13 protein-coding genes and 1 tRNA gene are annotated in these 15,048 nt (G+C 66.8%); 6 read left to right on the top strand and 8 right to left on the bottom strand.

The window, feature by feature from the left end:
- Positions 1 to 121: 121 nt before the first annotated feature.
- Positions 122 to 592 carry a GNAT family N-acetyltransferase gene (locus AC0SZ7_RS13330; protein WP_475504849.1) on the top strand — a complete coding sequence of 157 codons (471 nt, stop codon included), beginning with the start codon at positions 122 to 124 and terminating at the stop codon, positions 590 to 592.
- Between the two features lie 4 nt (positions 593 to 596).
- On the opposite strand, the gene AC0SZ7_RS13325 is transcribed toward AC0SZ7_RS13330, so the two are convergent.
- The 4 genes from AC0SZ7_RS13325 to xylA all read right to left on the bottom strand — a co-directional run bounded on the left by AC0SZ7_RS13325 (position 597) and on the right by xylA (position 5,885).
- Positions 597 to 1,733, bottom strand: coding sequence for a sugar ABC transporter permease (locus AC0SZ7_RS13325; protein ID WP_475504848.1), 1,137 nt, complete (start codon positions 1,731 to 1,733; stop codon positions 597 to 599).
- Positions 1,734 to 3,290: a D-xylose ABC transporter ATP-binding protein gene (xylG, locus tag AC0SZ7_RS13320; protein WP_475504847.1), complete on the bottom strand. Its 1,557-nt coding sequence runs from the start codon at positions 3,288 to 3,290 to the stop codon at positions 1,734 to 1,736. It abuts the gene before it with no gap.
- 168 nt (positions 3,291 to 3,458) lie between these two features.
- Positions 3,459 to 4,460, bottom strand: a complete 1,002-nt coding sequence (gene xylF, locus AC0SZ7_RS13315) for a D-xylose ABC transporter substrate-binding protein (RefSeq protein ID WP_475504846.1) — start codon at positions 4,458 to 4,460, stop codon at positions 3,459 to 3,461.
- Positions 4,461 to 4,568: 108 nt separating this feature from the next.
- The gene (gene xylA, locus AC0SZ7_RS13310) at positions 4,569 to 5,885 is read right to left on the bottom strand and encodes a xylose isomerase (protein WP_475504845.1); all 1,317 of its coding nucleotides are present in this window, start codon (positions 5,883 to 5,885) and stop codon (positions 4,569 to 4,571) included.
- Between the two features lie 152 nt (positions 5,886 to 6,037).
- Between xylA and AC0SZ7_RS13305 the strand changes: the two genes are divergently transcribed.
- Positions 6,038 to 7,216 (top strand): XylR family transcriptional regulator, encoded by a 1,179-nt coding sequence (locus AC0SZ7_RS13305; protein WP_475504844.1) that lies wholly within the window; start codon positions 6,038 to 6,040, stop codon positions 7,214 to 7,216.
- Positions 7,217 to 7,312: 96 nt separating this feature from the next.
- Here AC0SZ7_RS13305 and AC0SZ7_RS13300 read toward each other — a convergent pair whose 3' ends face one another.
- Entirely contained in the window at positions 7,313 to 8,479 is a 1,167-nt protein-coding gene (locus AC0SZ7_RS13300; protein WP_475504843.1) for an MFS transporter, read from the bottom strand.
- 95 nt (positions 8,480 to 8,574) lie between these two features.
- On the opposite strand from AC0SZ7_RS13300, the gene AC0SZ7_RS13295 reads away from it, so the two are divergent.
- Together AC0SZ7_RS13295 and AC0SZ7_RS13290 are read left to right on the top strand one after the other, a co-directional pair.
- Positions 8,575 to 9,534, top strand: coding sequence for a LysR substrate-binding domain-containing protein (locus AC0SZ7_RS13295; protein WP_475504842.1), 960 nt, complete (start codon positions 8,575 to 8,577; stop codon positions 9,532 to 9,534).
- Between the two features lie 75 nt (positions 9,535 to 9,609).
- Positions 9,610 to 9,685 (top strand) — tRNA-Phe (locus AC0SZ7_RS13290).
- Positions 9,686 to 9,738: 53 nt separating this feature from the next.
- On the opposite strand, the gene AC0SZ7_RS13285 is transcribed toward AC0SZ7_RS13290, so the two are convergent.
- On the bottom strand, positions 9,739 to 10,659 hold the full coding sequence (locus AC0SZ7_RS13285) for a LysR substrate-binding domain-containing protein (RefSeq protein WP_475504841.1): 921 nt from the start codon (positions 10,657 to 10,659) through the stop codon (positions 9,739 to 9,741).
- A 97-nt stretch (positions 10,660 to 10,756) separates the two neighbouring features.
- Between AC0SZ7_RS13285 and AC0SZ7_RS13280 the strand changes: the two genes are divergently transcribed.
- Positions 10,757 to 11,689, top strand: coding sequence for a DMT family transporter (locus AC0SZ7_RS13280; protein WP_475504840.1), 933 nt, complete (start codon positions 10,757 to 10,759; stop codon positions 11,687 to 11,689).
- 153 nt (positions 11,690 to 11,842) lie between these two features.
- On the opposite strand, the gene AC0SZ7_RS13275 is transcribed toward AC0SZ7_RS13280, so the two are convergent.
- Entirely contained in the window at positions 11,843 to 13,567 is a 1,725-nt protein-coding gene (locus AC0SZ7_RS13275; protein WP_475504839.1) for an ATP-binding protein, read from the bottom strand.
- A 99-nt stretch (positions 13,568 to 13,666) separates the two neighbouring features.
- On the opposite strand from AC0SZ7_RS13275, the gene AC0SZ7_RS13270 reads away from it, so the two are divergent.
- Positions 13,667 to 14,143, top strand: a complete 477-nt coding sequence (locus tag AC0SZ7_RS13270) for a VOC family protein (protein WP_475504838.1) — start codon at positions 13,667 to 13,669, stop codon at positions 14,141 to 14,143.
- Here AC0SZ7_RS13270 and AC0SZ7_RS13265 read toward each other — a convergent pair.
- The gene (locus AC0SZ7_RS13265) at positions 14,133 to 15,044 is read right to left on the bottom strand and encodes a DMT family transporter (RefSeq protein ID WP_475504837.1); all 912 of its coding nucleotides are present in this window, start codon (positions 15,042 to 15,044) and stop codon (positions 14,133 to 14,135) included. The genes AC0SZ7_RS13270 and AC0SZ7_RS13265 overlap by 11 nt on opposite strands.
- Positions 15,045 to 15,048: the final 4 nt, after the last annotated feature.

Here is a 15,048-nt window from a genome sequence, read left to right as displayed (position 1 = left end):
GAGTGTGCAGTTGTGGGAGCTGGCTTGCCAGCGAGCTTTTTGGGCCTGAAAAGCTCGCTGGCAAGCCAGCTCCCACAGGAGCGACATAGGCTTACCTCTGAAATTGATTGGAGACGCACGGATGCAACCCCTGGACATTCGCCCGCTTGAACGCACCGACGCACCAGCCCTGCTGGCTTTCGAAACCGCGAACCGCGGCTGGTTCGAGGCGCATATCGACCCGCGCGATCCGGGCTTCTATTGCCTGGCCGGCGTGGCCGCGCACATTGATCAATACCTCACTGGCTTCGCCCAGGGCACCTGGCACCCGCTGGTGATCGTCGACGCCAAGCAGGCCATCGTCGGCCGCGCCAACCTCAAGGACATCGACCGGCACACCCGTAGCGCCGAAGTCGGCTACCGCGTCGCCCAGCATGCCTGCGGCCAGGGCCTGGCGACCCTGGCGCTGCGGCGGCTTATCGACGAGGCGCGGGGGCGCTGGCAACTGACGCAGCTGGTGGCCCAGGTGTACGAGAGCAACCTGGGCTCGCGGGCGGTACTGCAACGCGCAGGCTTCGTGCCCGGCGCCGAAGGCTTCGTGCTCACGCTATAAGCGCTCAACGCCGCCCGCTGCGGGTGCTGACGTCGACCCACACGGCCAGCACCAGAATGCTGCCCTTGACGATCATCTGCCAGTAGCTGTCGACGTCGAGCATCGACATGCCGTTGTCCAGGCTGGTGATCACCAGGGCGCCCAGCAGCGCGCCGTACACCGTGCCCGAGCCGCCGCGCATGGAGGTGCCGCCGATGAAGCAGGCGGCGATGGCGTCCAGTTCGCCCATGTTGCCCGCCGACGGCGAACCCGCCGCCAGCCGCGCGGTGTTGACCAGCCCGGCCAGGGCGCACATCACCCCCATGATGCCGAAGATCCACAACTTCACCGCCTGCACGTTGATGCCCGACAGGCGCGTGGCCTCCATGTTGCTGCCCACCGAATAGATGCGCCGGCCGAACACGGTCTGGCTGGTGACGTAGCTGAACACCCCCAGCAGCACCAGCAACAGCAGCACCGGCACCGGAATGCCGTCGTAGCTGTTCAGCGTATAGACGAAGCCCGCCAGCACCGCGCCAATCAGCACCACGCGCAGCCCGTCACGCAGCAGCGGCCGCGCCGCCAGGCCATGCAGGGCGCGGTTGCGGCGCTGGCGCCAGGTCAGGTACAGCGTCAGGGCGAACAGCAGCACGCCCAGCACCAGCCCCACGGTGGGCGGCAGGTAACCCTGGCCCACGTACACCAGCGGCGCCGACACCGGCGCAATCGTGGTGCCGCCGGTCACCCCCAGCAAAATGCCGCGGAACGCCAGCATGCCGCCCAGGCCGACAATGAACGAGGGAATGCGCAGGTACGCGGTCATGTAGCCGTTGGCCAGGCCGATCGCCAGCCCGCACACCGCCACCAGCGCCAGGTTGCCCAGCAGCGGCATGTGGTAGACCACGTCGAGAATCGCCGCCACGCCGCCCAGCAGCCCCAGCAGCGAGCCCACCGACAGGTCGATCTCGCCGCTGATGATCACCAGCACCATGCCGCAGGCGAGAATGCCGGTGATCGACATCTGCCGCAGCAGGTTCGACAGGTTGCGCGGGGTGACGAAGCCGCCCTCGGTCTGCCAGCTGAAAAACAGCCAGATAATGGCCACGGCAATCACCAGCGCGAGCATTTTATAGCGGGTGAACAACTGTTTGACCTGGTTCATCTACGCGAACTTCCCGTTCTGGTTGGCAGGGCTTGGGGGTTGAGTGATGGCGGCGGCGAGCACCTGTTCCTGGGTAAGGCCCTGGTTGGCGAAGTCACCGCGCAGTTGGCCTTCGCCGATCACCAGCACGCGGTCGGACACCCCCAGCACCTCGGCAAGCTCGGACGACACCATGATGATCGACACGCCCTGGGCGGCGAGGGCGCTCATCAACTTGTAGATCTCGTACTTGGCGCCCACGTCGACGCCGCGCGTGGGCTCGTCGAGAATCAGTACCCGCGGCTGGGTGAGCAGCATTTTCGCCAGCACCGCCTTCTGCTGGTTGCCGCCCGACAGGCTGGTGATGGGCAGGAACGGGCTGGCGGTCTTCAGGTGCATGCGCGCGATTTCCTGGTCGATGCTGCCCAGCTCGGCCTCGGCATCGATGCGGGTCATTTTCGAGTAGTTGTCCAGCACCGCCAGGGTGATGTTCTGGCCCACCCCCAGGTCGGGAATGATGCCCTGGCGCTTGCGGTCCTCGGGCACCATGCACAAGCCTGCGCGGATGGATTTCAGCGGTGTGCGGGTGTCGATGCGCTGGCCGTCCAGCCACACCTCGCCGTGGTAATTGCCCGGGTAGGCGCCGAACAGCGCCGACACCAGTTCGGTGCGGCCGGCGCCCACCAGGCCGGCGATGCCGAGGATCTCGCCACGCTTGAGCACGAAGGAAATGTCGTCGACGCGCTTGCGCCGCGGGTTGTCGACGTCGAAGCAGGTGAAGTGGCGCGCCTCGAATATCACCTCGCCGATGGCATGGGGCGTGGTGGGGTAGAGGTTGCTCATCTCGCGGCCGACCATCTGCGTGATGATCTTGCTGATGTCGAGGTCGGCCATGGCGGTGGTAGCGATGTGTTTGCCATCGCGGATCACGGCGATGGTGTCGCACACCGCTGCCACCTCGTCGAGCTTGTGCGAGATGTACACGCAGGCCACGCCCTTGGCCTTGAGGTCGCGGATGATGTCCAGCAGCACCTCGATTTCCGAGCGGGTCAGGGCCGAGGAGGGCTCGTCGAGAATCAGCAGGCGCGCCTGCTTGTTCAGCGCCTTGGCGATCTCCACCAGCTGCTGGTAGCCGCCGCCGTACTGCGACACCGGCAGCGACACGTTCATGTCCGGCACCTTCAGCTCGCGCATCAACGCCTCGGCGCGATGGATCATGGCCGGGTAGTTCATGCGCCCGCCGGGCAGGGTCAGTTCGTGGCCCATGAAGATGTTCTCGGCCACCGACAGGTCGGGCACCAGGGTCAGTTCCTGGTGGATGATGACGATGCCGGCCGCCTCGGTCTCGCTGATGGAGTGCGCGCGCAGCGGCTGGCCGTCCCAGAGGATCTCGCCCTCCCAGGTGCCGTGGGGGTACACCGCCGACAGCACTTTCATCAGGGTGGATTTGCCGGCGCCGTTCTCGCCGCACAGGCCCACGCACTCGCCGGCCCTGACCTTGATGTCGATGCCGTTGAGGGCTTTCACACCGCCAAAACTCTTGACGATGCCGTTCATTTGCAGGAGGAATTCGGACATGACTGCGGGCTCGACGAAGGGGGAGGGACGCGGGCAGGGGGGCGCAGCCCCGGGGGGGGCCAGCCGCCGCCCGGCCCCTGGAGGGGGGGCTGGCCTCGGGGGGGGGCCGGCGGCCGGGGCCCGTGGCGCGGGGGGCGTAGCAGCGGCCGCAGGCCGCGTTACGGGTTATCACTGCCCGGCGATTTGCGCCTTGCTGTAGAACCCGTCCTTCTCCAGCAGGTCGATGTTGGCCTTGGTCAGCGGGGTAGGGGTGAGCAGGATGGTGTCGACCTTCTTGCTGCCGTTGTCGTACTGCGAGGTGTAGGTGGGCTTCTCGCTGCGGGCCAACTGCACCGAGAGCTTGGCAGCCTCGGACGCGATCAGCTTCAGCGGTTTGTACACGGTCATGGTCTGGGTGCCGTCAAGCACGCGTTTCACTGCCGCAAGGTCGGCGTCCTGGCCCGAGATAGGCACCTTGCCGGCCAGCTTCTGCGCCGCCAGCGCCTGGATCGCGCCGCCGGCGGTGGCGTCGTTGGAGGCGACGATGCCATCGATCTTGTTGCCGTTGCGGGTCAGGGCGTTCTCGACAATGCTCAGGGCCTCGGTAGGGTTCCATTCCTTCACCCACTGCTGGCCGACAATCTTGATGTCGCCCTTGTCGATGGCCGGCTGCAGCACCTTCATCTGGCCTTCACGCAGAATTTTCGCGTTGTTGTCGGTGGGCGCGCCACCCAGCAGGAAGTAATTGCCTTTGGGCGCCGCCTGCAGCACGCCGTTGGCCTGCATTTCGCCGACCTTCTCATTGTCGAAGGAAATGTAGGCGTCGATGTCAGCGTTGAGGATCAGCCGGTCGTAGGACACCACCTTGATGCCGGCCTTCTTCGCCTCGGCCACGGCGTTGGTGAGCACGGTGGCATTGAAGGGCACGATGACGATGACGTCGACGCCGCGGGAGATGAGGTTTTCGATCTGCGAGATCTGCTTCTGCTCGTTGGCGTCGGCCGATTGCACGTAGACCTTGGCGTCCATTTTCTCCGCTGCCGCCACGAAATAGTCACGGTCTCGGGCCCAGCGCTCCAGGCGCAGGTCGTCGATGGAAAAGCCGATCTTGGGGTGGGCGGCGTCGGCCATCACCGGCAGCGAAAGCAGGGCGAGGGCACTGGCCAATAGCGTGCGTTTGAACGATTTCATGCTGTGCGTCCTTTTATTGTTGTTTGAGACACTACTTGTCGCCTGAAACTGTAGAGCGTGATTTACACCCGCGCGCAGAGAATTGTCGCGCGAATGTAACCGCCGCCCTCAGGGGTAGATAAACCGGTTGACCACGCCCTCCAGCAGTTCCTGGCGGCCGCTGACAGCCTGGGGGTCGAGGTTGTTGTCGAAGGCATGCTCGGCCAGTGCCTGCAGGCTGAACTCGCCGGCCAGCACTGCCTGGCCGAAGGGTTGGCGCCAGCCGGCGTAGCGCTGGTCCTTGAAGCGTTGCAGCTGGTCGTTCTCGACCATGGCGGCAGCGCGCTTCAGCGCCAGGGCCAGTACGTCCATGGCGGCCACGTGGCCGTGGAACAGGTCGGTGTCGTCGACGCTCTGGCGGCGCACCTTGGAGTCGAAATTGAAGCCGCCGGTGCGGAAGCCGCCGGCCTTCAGGATCTCGTAGGTGGCCAGGGTCATTTCCTCGACGCTGTTGGGGAACTGGTCGGTGTCCCAGCCGTTCTGCGGGTCACCGCGGTTGGCGTCGATGCTGCCGAAGATACCCAGGGACACGGCGGTGGCGATCTCGTGGTGGAAGCTGTGGCCGGCGAGGGTGGCGTGGTTGGCCTCGATGTTGACCTTGATCTCTTTCTCCAGGCCGTACTGCTGCAGGAAGCCGAACACCGTGGCGCTGTCGTAGTCGTACTGGTGCTTGGTAGGCTCCTGGGGCTTGGGTTCTATCAGCAGGTCGCCACGGAAGCCGATGCGGTGCTTGTGCTCCACCACCATGGTCATGAAGCGGCCCAGTTGTTCGCGCTCGCGTTTCAGGTCGGTATTGAGCAGGGTCTCGTAGCCTTCGCGGCCACCCCACAGCACGTAGTTGGCGCCCTTGAGCCGCTGGGTGGCGTTCATGGCGCTGAACACTTGGGCGGCGGCCACGGCAAATACCTCGGGGTCGGGGTTGCTGGCGGCGCCGGCGGCGAAGCGCGGGTTGCTGAAGCAGTTGGCGGTGCCCCACAGCAGCTGGATGCCGGTGTCCTGCTGGTGGCGTTCGAGGCGGTCGACCATGTGCGCGAAGTTGTTGCGGTATTCCGCAAGCGAGCCGCCTTCGGGGGCCACGTCGGTGTCGTGGAAGCTGTAGTAGTCGATGCCCAGTTTGGAGAAGAACTCGAACGCGGCCTGGGCCTTGGCGATGGCCATTTCCAAGGGGGCGGCCGCCTGCTGCCAGGGGCGCTTGAAGGTGCCCACGCCGAACATGTCCACGCCCGGCCAGACGAAGCTGTGCCAGTAGCAGGCGGCCATGCGCAGGTGCTCGCGCATGGGCTTGCCCAGCACCAGCGCGTCGGCATCGTAGTGGCGGAAGGCGAGGGGCGACTCGCTGGCCGGGCCCTCGTAGCGAATCTTGTCGACAGCGGGGAAGTAGGACATTCGCGTTTCCTTTGTTGTTCTTGGCGGTGTGCTGATGGTAGCGAGGCCCCGGCCTGCGCCGATCATGAAAATCACCAACAGGCAGTGCGATTTTGCGTTGAGCTTCTGCCGTTTGCGGCCTAGGCTGGAAGCACTGGCCAAGGACAACAACAATGAAAAACCTGCCTCCTGCCCACCGCATTGCGCTGCTGTTCAACGGCAGCAAGGTCTACGACCGCGGCATCATCAGCGGCATCGGCAACTACCTGAGCAGCACCCGCGCCTCTTGGGACCTGTTCCTGGAAGAGGATTTCCTCTGCCGCCTGAACGGCATCGAGCGCTGGCAGGGCGACGGCATTATCGCCGACTTCGACGACCCGCAGATCGGCGAGGCCCTGGCCCACAGCCGCCTGCCGGTGGTGGCGGTGGGCGGCTCGTACCAGGACGCCAGCGCCTACCCGCGGCACATCCCCTACGTGGCCACCGACAACGCGGCGCTGATCAAGCTGGCCTACGACCACCTGATCGAGGCCGGGCTGACGCGCTTCGCCTGTTTCAGCCTGCCGCCGGCCCAGGCCAACCGCTGGGCCCAGGAACGGGAAACGGCGTTCCGCCAGCTGATGCGCCGTGACGGTCTGCACGCCGAGGTGTACCGCGGCCTGGGCACCAGCGCGCCACTGTGGGACAGCGCCGTGGAACAGCAGATCGCCTGGCTGCACAGCCTGCCCAAGCCCATCGGCATCATCGCCGTCACCGACGCCCGCGCCCGCCAGCTGTTGCAGGCGTGCCTGACAGCCGGCGTTGCGGTGCCGGGGCAGGTGGCGCTGATCGGTATCGATAACGACCCGCTGACCCGCAGCCTGACCCGGGTGCCGCTCAGTTCGGTCATCCAGGGCACGGAAACCATGGGCCGCACCGCCGCGCACCTGCTGCACCAGATGCTTCATGGCATGCCTTCAACGGCGCAGCAGATTCTGGTGCCGCCGGACGCGGTCAACGTCCAGGCGTCCAGTCTGCACCAGCCGCTGGACAACCCTTACGTGATGCAGGCGCTGCACTTCATTCGGCAGTACGCCTGCCAGGGTATCAAGACGGCGCAGGTGGCGGGGTATGTGGGGGTGTCGCGCTCGTCGCTGGAGTCGCACTTTCGCAAGGCCCGTGGCTGCACGGTGCACGACGAGATTCTGCGCTTCCGGCTGGCAGCGGCGGCCGGCCAGTTGCAGGACGGCGCGGTGGCAATCGCCGAGATCGCCAGGCGTTGCGGGTTCACCTCGGCGCAGTACCTGCATACGGTGTTCCGCCGTGAGTTCGGCTGCACCCCGCGGCAATATCAGCACCCGGAACACCCGTAGCAGCTGCCGCCAGGCTGCGTCCGAGGCCCCCGCGTTGAGCCTGGCAGAGCGCGGTGCTTGGGGACGCGGCCTGCGGCCGCTGCTACGGGGGTGGGTTCACGCGAAGGCGGGGGATGCGCGCCTGGCGCGCCAGGTCATGGCCAGCACCATCACCAGCCCTAGCGCGCCCATGCCGGCGCCCGCCAGGGAAATGGCCGGGTAGCCCAGGCCTGCGTTGATCACCGCGCCACCCAGGGCCGCACCGATGGCGTTGCCGAAGTTGAACGCACCAATGTTCACTGCCGACGCCAGGTTGGGGGCGTCCTTGGCCGCTTCCATCACGCGCATTTGCAGCGGCGGCACCAGCGCGAAGCTCGCCGCGCCCCACACCACGATGGCCAGGGCGGCGGCCAGCGGCCAGCGCATCAGCACGGCGAAGGCCAGCAGCACCACGATCAACACCGCCAGCGAGACGATCAGCGTGCGGTCCACCGAGCGGTCGGCGGCCTTGCCACCCCAGATGTTGCCCAGGGTCAGGCCGATGCCGAACAGCACCAGCATGCCGGTGATGAAGTTAGTGGAGGCGTGGGTGGCATCGCGCAAAATGGGCGCGATGTAGGTGAACACCGTGAACATGGCGCTGGAGCCCACCACGGTCAACGCCAGCGCCGACAGCACCGGGCCACGGCCCAGCACGCGAATTTCCGCCATCAAGCCTTCACCCTTCGGCGCCGGCACGTTGGGCAGCGCATACCACAGCGAGGCCATGGCTACCGCACCGAGGCTGGCGATGCCCCAGAACGCCGTGCGCCAGCCGAAGGTTTCGCCGAACCAGGTAGCCAGCGGCACGCCGCCGATGGTCGCCAGGGTCAGGCCCATGAACATCGCCGCCACGGCGCCGGCGCGCTTGTCCGGCGGCACCACGCTGGCGGCGACAATAGAGCCGATACCGAAGAACGCACCGTGGTTGAGCGAAGTCACCACCCGCGCCATCAGCAGCGTTTCGTAGTTGCTGGCCAGCGCCGACAGCAGGTTGCCAAGGGTGAAGATCGCCATCAGCCCGATCAGCAGTTGGCGGCGCGGCACGCGGGCGGTGGCCAGGGTCATCAACGGCGCGCCGATCAGCACGCCCAGGGCGTAGGCGCTGACCAGCAGGCCGGCGCTGGGAATCGACACACCCAGGTCGGCGGCGATGCCCGGCAGCATGCCCATGGGCGCAAACTCGGTGACGCCGATGCCAAAGGCGCCGATTGACAGGGCAATTAACGGTGGATTGATACGCATTGGGTTACTCCTCATCTATGCAGCGAATGCTACGATCGAGGCTTTTACGGCGGTAGTCCCTGTTCGGGACCAACACCTTTGCGTAGGAAGCACAAATGGACATCACTGGGCGTTCAGGGGAAATGGAAGTGTTCGTCAGGGTGGCCCAGGCCGGCAGCCTGTCGGGTGCCGCGCGGGCGTTGGGGCTGACGCCGTCGTCGGTCAGCCGCATCATTGCCCGCACCGAGCAGCGCCTGGGCGCGCGGCTGCTGATTCGTACCACGCGCGCCATCACCCTCACTGCCGAAGGCGAGGCGTACCTGCGCGGCGCGCGGCGGATTCTTGCGGACCTGGCCGAGGTCGAGGATGCCATCACCGACCAGGGCGTGCCGCGCGGCCGCCTGCGGGTCAGCGCCGCGCTCGCCCATGGCCGGCAGACCATTGTGCCGCTGGTGGCGGCGTTCAGCGCTCGCTACCCGGCCATTCTGGTAGACCTGATGCTGGGCGACGAGGTGGTCGATATTCTCGGCGGCCAGGCCGACGTCGCCATCCGCTTCGGCCAGTTGGGCGATAGCCCGCTGACCGCGCGGCTGATCGGCGACACCGGCCAGGTGGTGGTTGCATCCCCCGAGTACCTGGCCCGCTGCGGCACCCCGCAGGTGCCCGAAGACCTGCTGGCGCACAACTGCCTGCGTTTCAACTTCCGCCGTGCCACCAGCGACTGGCCGTTCTGCCGCGACGGCGTGCATTTCGCCCTGAAGGTCAGCGGCAGCCTGGAAGGCAACAGCGGCGAGGCGCTGTCCCAGTTCGCCTGCCTGGGTGCGGGCATCGCGCGCATCGGCGCCTTCAGCGTGGCGCAAGAGCTGCGCGACGGCCGCCTGGTGCCGCTGCTCGAAGCGTTCAACCCCGGCGACCGCGAGCCGATCCACGCGGTATTCATCGGCGGCGCGGCCATGCCGGCGCGCGTCCGCGCCTTCGTCGATTTTCTAGTGGAGCACCACCCCGTGGGAGCTGGCTTGCCAGCGAGCTTTTCGGGCCTCAACAGCTCGCTGGCAAGCCAGCTCCCACAGGCGTAAGTTTTGGTATTCGTTGCACTTTTTTTGATTTGGCGCTTGACGCACCGGCTGAAAACACGTTTAATGCGCCCCGTTGCCCAGATAGCTCAGTCGGTAGAGCAGAGGATTGAAAATCCTCGTGTCGGCGGTTCGACTCCGTCTCTGGGCACCACAACTTCCGAAACCCCTGATAGCCGCAAGGCGTCAGGGGTTTTTTGTTGGCCGTCATTCCACCATCGACGCCAGCAGCCACTCGCGAAACACTGCCGCGCACGCCGAGCGCCCACGGTGCTTCACCGACACCAGGTATTCGCCCTTGCCGGTGCGGCATTCGAAGCCTGTCACCCGCTGCAGCTCGCCCTTCGCCAATGCTTCATCGGCCATGAACGACCACGCCAGGCCAATGCCCATGCCTTGCTGCACGGCGCGGTAGGCCAGGGTCAGCTGGTTGAACACCGGCGCCTTGTCGCGTGGGGTGTAATCCACGCCCAGGTGGCCGAACCATTGCGGCCAGTCCATACACTGCCAGGCGCGGGTGTCGATCTGCACCAGGTTGGCCTTGGCCAGCTGCGCCAGGCTGTCGATGGCGGCCACGTCCAGGCCGGGGTGGGCCACCGGGTAGACGATTTCCGGCAGCAGGAAATCGCTGTCCAGGGTCGCCCAGTCGCCGTCGCCGTACAGTACGCCCAGGTCGAAGTCGTTGAGGCTGGTGTCGTCGAATTCGTTGATGGCGTGTACGTGCACGGCGATGTCGGGGTAGGCCTTGTTGAACTCGATGAGCTTGGGGAACAGCCAGAACTGCGCCAGGGCATGGGTGGCCAGCACCGACACGGCGTTGCTCTGGTGCACGTTGCGGATGCGCGTGACGCTCTGGTACAGGGTGCCCAGCAGCACGTTGACGGTCATCAGCAACTCGTCGCCGGCGCCGGTCAGGGCCACGCCGCGCGGCTTGCGCTCGAACAGCGGCACGCCCATGGCGTCTTCCAGCTGGCGCATCTGCTTGCTCACCGCGCTCTGGGTGAGGAACAGCTCGCCTGCCGCGGCGGTAAAACTGGCATGGCGGGCCACGGCTTCGAAGGTGATCAGGGTTTCCAGCGGCGGCAGGGTGCGCAGGTAACGGTTGATGATGGTGCTCCTCGCAGGCATTCCCTGGGGGAATGGGTAGCCCACTTTTTATCGCAGGTGGCGGGCGCTGTCCACGGCTAGAATCGCGCCATTAGCGTTAACTGCCAGAGTCGAGACAATGAACCGTGGGATAGTGTTTGCCGTGTTGGCCGGGGCCATCTGGGGTGGGGTGATCATTGCCCCGTCGTTGCTGCCCGAGTTCAATGCCGTGCTGATCAGCAGCGTGCGTTTTGCCCTGTACGGCCTGTTTTCCCTGCTGGTGGCCTTGCCCATGGCCGCCCGCCTGCTGGCGCGTCTCAACCGCCGCGACCTGTCCATGCTGCTGCGCCTGTCGCTCACCGGTAACGTGCTCAACTTCGCCTTGCTGGGCGCCTCGGTGCAGCTGAGCGGGGTGACCACGGCGGCGCTGATCAACGGCATGCTGCCGGTGGCCATCACCTTCCTGGGGCGTGCCGACGCCGGCTCGCTGCCACTGAACCGGCTCAAGCTGCCGTTGCTGATGGTATTCCTCGGTATCGTATCGGTAAGCCTGCAGCATGCCGGCGGCCAGGCAGCCGGCGCCTCGCTGGGCCGCCAGCTGCTGGGCCTGGCCTGCGGCCTCAGCGGCGTGGTGTGCTGGTCGTGGTACGCCACCCACAATGCTCGCTACCTCAAGCACAGTCATTTCAACAGCAGCGAATGGTCGACCCTGCTGGGCATCGTCACTGGCGGCGTTGCCGTGGTGGTGGGTGTGCTTGCCCTGTGCCTGTTCCCCAACCTGGTGCCGGCGCAGATCGAGCACGGCCGCTGGATGACCTTCCTGTGGGTGTGCCTGTTCCTGGCGCTGTGCGGCTCGTGGCTGGCGAACAGCCTGTGGAACGCCTGCTCGCGGCGCATGGCCACCTCGCTGAGTGGGCAGATGATCGTCTTCGAGACGCTGTTTGCCTGCGTGTATGGCTTCGTCTACGGCCAGCGCGCGCCGGGGCTGATGGAGCTTGCCTCGATTGCGCTGCTGGTGGGCGGGGTGGTGTGGGCCGCCCGGCGGCACCAGCACGCGCACCTCGCCTCGTAAACCTTGTGGGAGCTGGGGTGGCCGCGAGCTGTTGGGGCCATAAAACCGCGCCGGCCAGCCCACACCCCACCAACCCTGGGGGGGGGGGGGCTGCCCCGCTGGTTTTTAGGGCCCCAACAGCGCGCGGGCAAGCCAGCTCCCACAAGGCCGGGGTTACGCGGCGGTGATGGCGCTGTTGATGCGGCTGGCCAGGTCTTCCATGGTGAACGGCTTGGTCAGCAGGTGCATGCCCGGTTCCAGCTGTTGTTCCCAGGCCTCGGCGTTGTGGGCGTAGCCGGTAATGAACAATACCTTCAGGCCCGGGCGCAGGCTGCGGCCGGCGTCTGCCACCTGGCGGCCGTTGATGCCACCGGGCAGGCCGACGTCGGTGACCAGCAGGTCGATGCGCCGGTTCGATTGCAGGATGTCCAGGCCGCTGGCGCCGTCGGCGGCTTCCAGGGCGGTGTAGCCCAGTTCGCCCAGGACCTCGATGATCAGCATGCGCACGGTGGGTTCGTCGTCGATCACCAGCACCGTCTCGCCCTGTTCGGCCTGTGGCAGGTGCGCGGCTGGGGGCGGCGGCTGCGCGGTGCTGGCCTCATCCCGCGAGCGCGGCAGGTACAGGGTCATGGTGGTGCCCTGGTCAAGCTGCGACTGGATGTGCACGCTGCCGCCGGACTGGCGCACGAAACCGTAGATCATCGACAGGCCCAGGCCGGTGCCCTTGCCCGTGGGCTTGGTGGTGAAGAACGGGTCGAAAGCGTGGGCGATGATGTCGCTGCTCATGCCGCTGCCGGTGTCGCTCACGCTCAGGGTCAAGTATTCGCCGGGCACCAGGTCGCGCTCGGTGGCGGCCTTGGCGGCCAGGCTGCAGTTGCCGGTGCGAATGCTCAGGGTGCCGCCCAGGGGCATGGCGTCGCGGGCGTTGATGCACAGGTTGAGCAAGGCGTTTTCCAGCTGGTTGGCGTCCACCTGGGTCAGCCACAGCGGGGTTTCGCTATGGATCTGCACCTGCACCGCCGGGCCCACGGTGCTGCGTATCAGCTCCAGCATGCCCATCACCAGGCGGCTGGCGTCGGTGGGGGTAGGGTCCAGGGTTTGCCGGCGCGAGAAGGCCAGTAGCCGGTGGGTCAGCGCCGCAGCCCGGCGTGCGGCGCCCTGGGCGGCATCCATATAGCGCGCGGTCTCGGCGAAACGGCCCTTGGCGATGCGCAGGCGGATCATCTCCAGGCTGCCCATGATGCCGGTCAGCAGGTTGTTGAAGTCGTGGGCCAGGCCGCCGGTGAGCTGGCCCACGGCTTCCATCTTCTGGCTTTGGCGCAGTTGCTGTTCCAGCAGGCGCTGGGCGGTCATGTCGACACCCACGCCGGTGCGGCGCACTGGCTCGCCAGCGTTGCTGAAGTAGGTGTGGCCGCGCGACAGCACCCAGCGCACCGAGCCGTCGGGGTGGACGATGCGGTATTCCAGCTCCAGGTCGCCGCTGTTCACCAGGCCACCGGCCATGGTCTTGCGCAGCGCGGCCAGGTCGTCGCTGTGCACGTTGGCCAGGAAGTCGCTGCGCTTGATGCCCAGCGCCGCCTGCACCGGGTCGATGCCGTAGAGCTCGCTGATACCCGCGTCGCAGTAGAAGCAGTCGTTGGAGACCTCGTAGGTCCACACGCCCACGCCGCTGACGGCGGACAGCGCCAGGCGGGCGAAGTCCATGGAGTCGTGCAGGGCGGTTTCACGCGGTTGCTCGGCGGTGACGTCGCGGGCTTCGGCGGGAGGGCTGTGCAGGATCTGCTGCGCCGCCTGGCGGGCTTCCTCGACGCTTGCGTAGTGCCCCTCGCGCACCTGGTTCTCCAGCAGGCTGCGCAGGGCGAGGTCTAGGGCAAGGTCCCGTGGGGCCCGGTAAGGCATGCGCGGCCTCTTGGCTGGAAAAGGGTATGAGCGGCAATTATCACACAACCGCGGGAGCTAAGCTTGAGGGGGTGGATTGATTGCCTGGAGAGCGCACCCATGAACAAGAACACCATTTGCCTGTGGTACGACGGCACGGCGCTGGACGCCGCGACCTTTTACGCGCAAACCTTTCCCGACAGCGCGGTAGGCGCGGTGCACCGCGCGCCCGGGGATTACCCGGCGGGCAAGGAGGGCGACGTGCTGACGGTGGATTTCACCGTGATGGGCATCCCGTGCCTGGGTCTGAACGGCGGCCCGGGGTTTCCCCACAGCGAGGCCTTCTCCTTCCAGGTGGCCACCGAGGACCAGGCCGAGACCGACCGCCTGTGGAACGCCATCGTCGGCAACGGCGGCAAGGCCAGCGAATGCGGCTGGTGCAAGGACAAGTGGGGGCTGTCGTGGCAGATCACCCCGCGGGTGCTGACGGCGGCGTTCACCGGCAGCGACCGCGAGGCGGCCAGGCGCGCGTTCGAGGCAATGATGACCATGGGCAAGATTGACGTGGCCGCCATCGAGGCCGCGATCAAGGCGTGACCCTGTGGCGTTGGTGGCTGCGCAGGCACCAGGCCACGCCAACCACCAGAAGCACCATGGCGACGACCTCCTGGCTGTCGGGCAAGCGCTGCTCCCAGAGGAAACCCAGCAACAGCGCGCTGAGGGTTTCGATCACCAGCACCTGGCCGCTCAAGGCCAGGGGCAGCAGGCGGCTGGCCTGGTTCCAGAACGCGCCGCCGATCACCGAGGCCAGCAGCGCCACCCCGGCGGTGACCAGCACGGCGTGCAGGTTGAGGCTGGCCACGCGGCTGCCCAGCACCGGCACCGCCAGCAGCAGCGCCAGGGCGCCGGTCACCACCCCGGTCAGCAGCGCCCAGTCCTGCGCCGACACGGTCGTCAGCGCCAGGCGCCGGGCGTTGCTGACTGCGTACCAACTCCAGGTGAACAATGCGCCGAACGCGCACAGCAGGCCGAGAATGCTGCCCAGTGCGGCACCCTGCATGGCGTGCAGGCTGATCAGCGTCACCCCCGCCGTGGCGCACGCCAGCGACGGCAGCAGTTGGCCGAAAGGCACGGCGTTGGTGTCGCGACGGCCCGCCAGGGCCACCAGCACCGGGATCAGCCCGACCACCAGCGACGTCGTGGCCACGCCGACCCGCTGCACGGCGCTGCCCACCAGCGTGTAGTAGATCAGCGTGCCGACCAGGCTCAGCCAGAACAGTGCCTGCCAATCGGCGCGGGTCAGCTGCGCACGTACCCTGCGCCAGCGTGGCAGCAGCAACGCCAGCGAGAACAGCCCGTAGGCGAGGAAACGCAGCACCGCGAATTCCAGGCCCGACAGCTGCGGCGTCAGCGCCGGGCCGAGAAAGATCACGCCCCAGCACATGCCCGCCGCGACGCCGCAGCCAATACCCTTGGCCAAGGATGGATGAGTTGTCATGAAG

It is taken from the genome of Pseudomonas sp. JC1203, from assembly GCF_056175065.1.
This window is presented reverse-complemented; position numbering and strand designations above follow the sequence as displayed.

Excerpts from the sequence above, each read along its gene's own strand:
- AC0SZ7_RS13330 (WP_475504849.1), top strand. The coding sequence starts at position 122 with ATGCAACCCCTGGACATTCGCCCGCTTGAACGCACCGACGCACCAGCC.
- xylF (WP_475504846.1), bottom strand. The coding sequence starts at position 4,460 with ATGAAATCGTTCAAACGCACGCTATTGGCCAGTGCCCTCGCCCTGCTT.
- AC0SZ7_RS13300 (WP_475504843.1), bottom strand. The coding sequence starts at position 8,479 with ATGCGTATCAATCCACCGTTAATTGCCCTGTCAATCGGCGCCTTTGGC.
- AC0SZ7_RS13325 (WP_475504848.1), bottom strand. The coding sequence starts at position 1,733 with ATGAACCAGGTCAAACAGTTGTTCACCCGCTATAAAATGCTCGCGCTG.
- AC0SZ7_RS13265 (WP_475504837.1), bottom strand. The coding sequence starts at position 15,044 with ATGACAACTCATCCATCCTTGGCCAAGGGTATTGGCTGCGGCGTCGCG.
- AC0SZ7_RS13295 (WP_475504842.1), top strand. The coding sequence starts at position 8,575 with ATGGACATCACTGGGCGTTCAGGGGAAATGGAAGTGTTCGTCAGGGTG.
- AC0SZ7_RS13305 (WP_475504844.1), top strand. The coding sequence starts at position 6,038 with ATGAAAAACCTGCCTCCTGCCCACCGCATTGCGCTGCTGTTCAACGGC.
- xylA (WP_475504845.1), bottom strand. The coding sequence starts at position 5,885 with ATGTCCTACTTCCCCGCTGTCGACAAGATTCGCTACGAGGGCCCGGCC.
- AC0SZ7_RS13280 (WP_475504840.1), top strand. The coding sequence starts at position 10,757 with ATGAACCGTGGGATAGTGTTTGCCGTGTTGGCCGGGGCCATCTGGGGT.
- xylG (WP_475504847.1), bottom strand. The coding sequence starts at position 3,290 with ATGTCCGAATTCCTCCTGCAAATGAACGGCATCGTCAAGAGTTTTGGC.
- AC0SZ7_RS13275 (WP_475504839.1), bottom strand. The coding sequence starts at position 13,567 with ATGCCTTACCGGGCCCCACGGGACCTTGCCCTAGACCTCGCCCTGCGC.
- AC0SZ7_RS13285 (WP_475504841.1), bottom strand. The coding sequence starts at position 10,659 with ATGCCTGCGAGGAGCACCATCATCAACCGTTACCTGCGCACCCTGCCG.
- AC0SZ7_RS13270 (WP_475504838.1), top strand. The coding sequence starts at position 13,667 with ATGAACAAGAACACCATTTGCCTGTGGTACGACGGCACGGCGCTGGAC.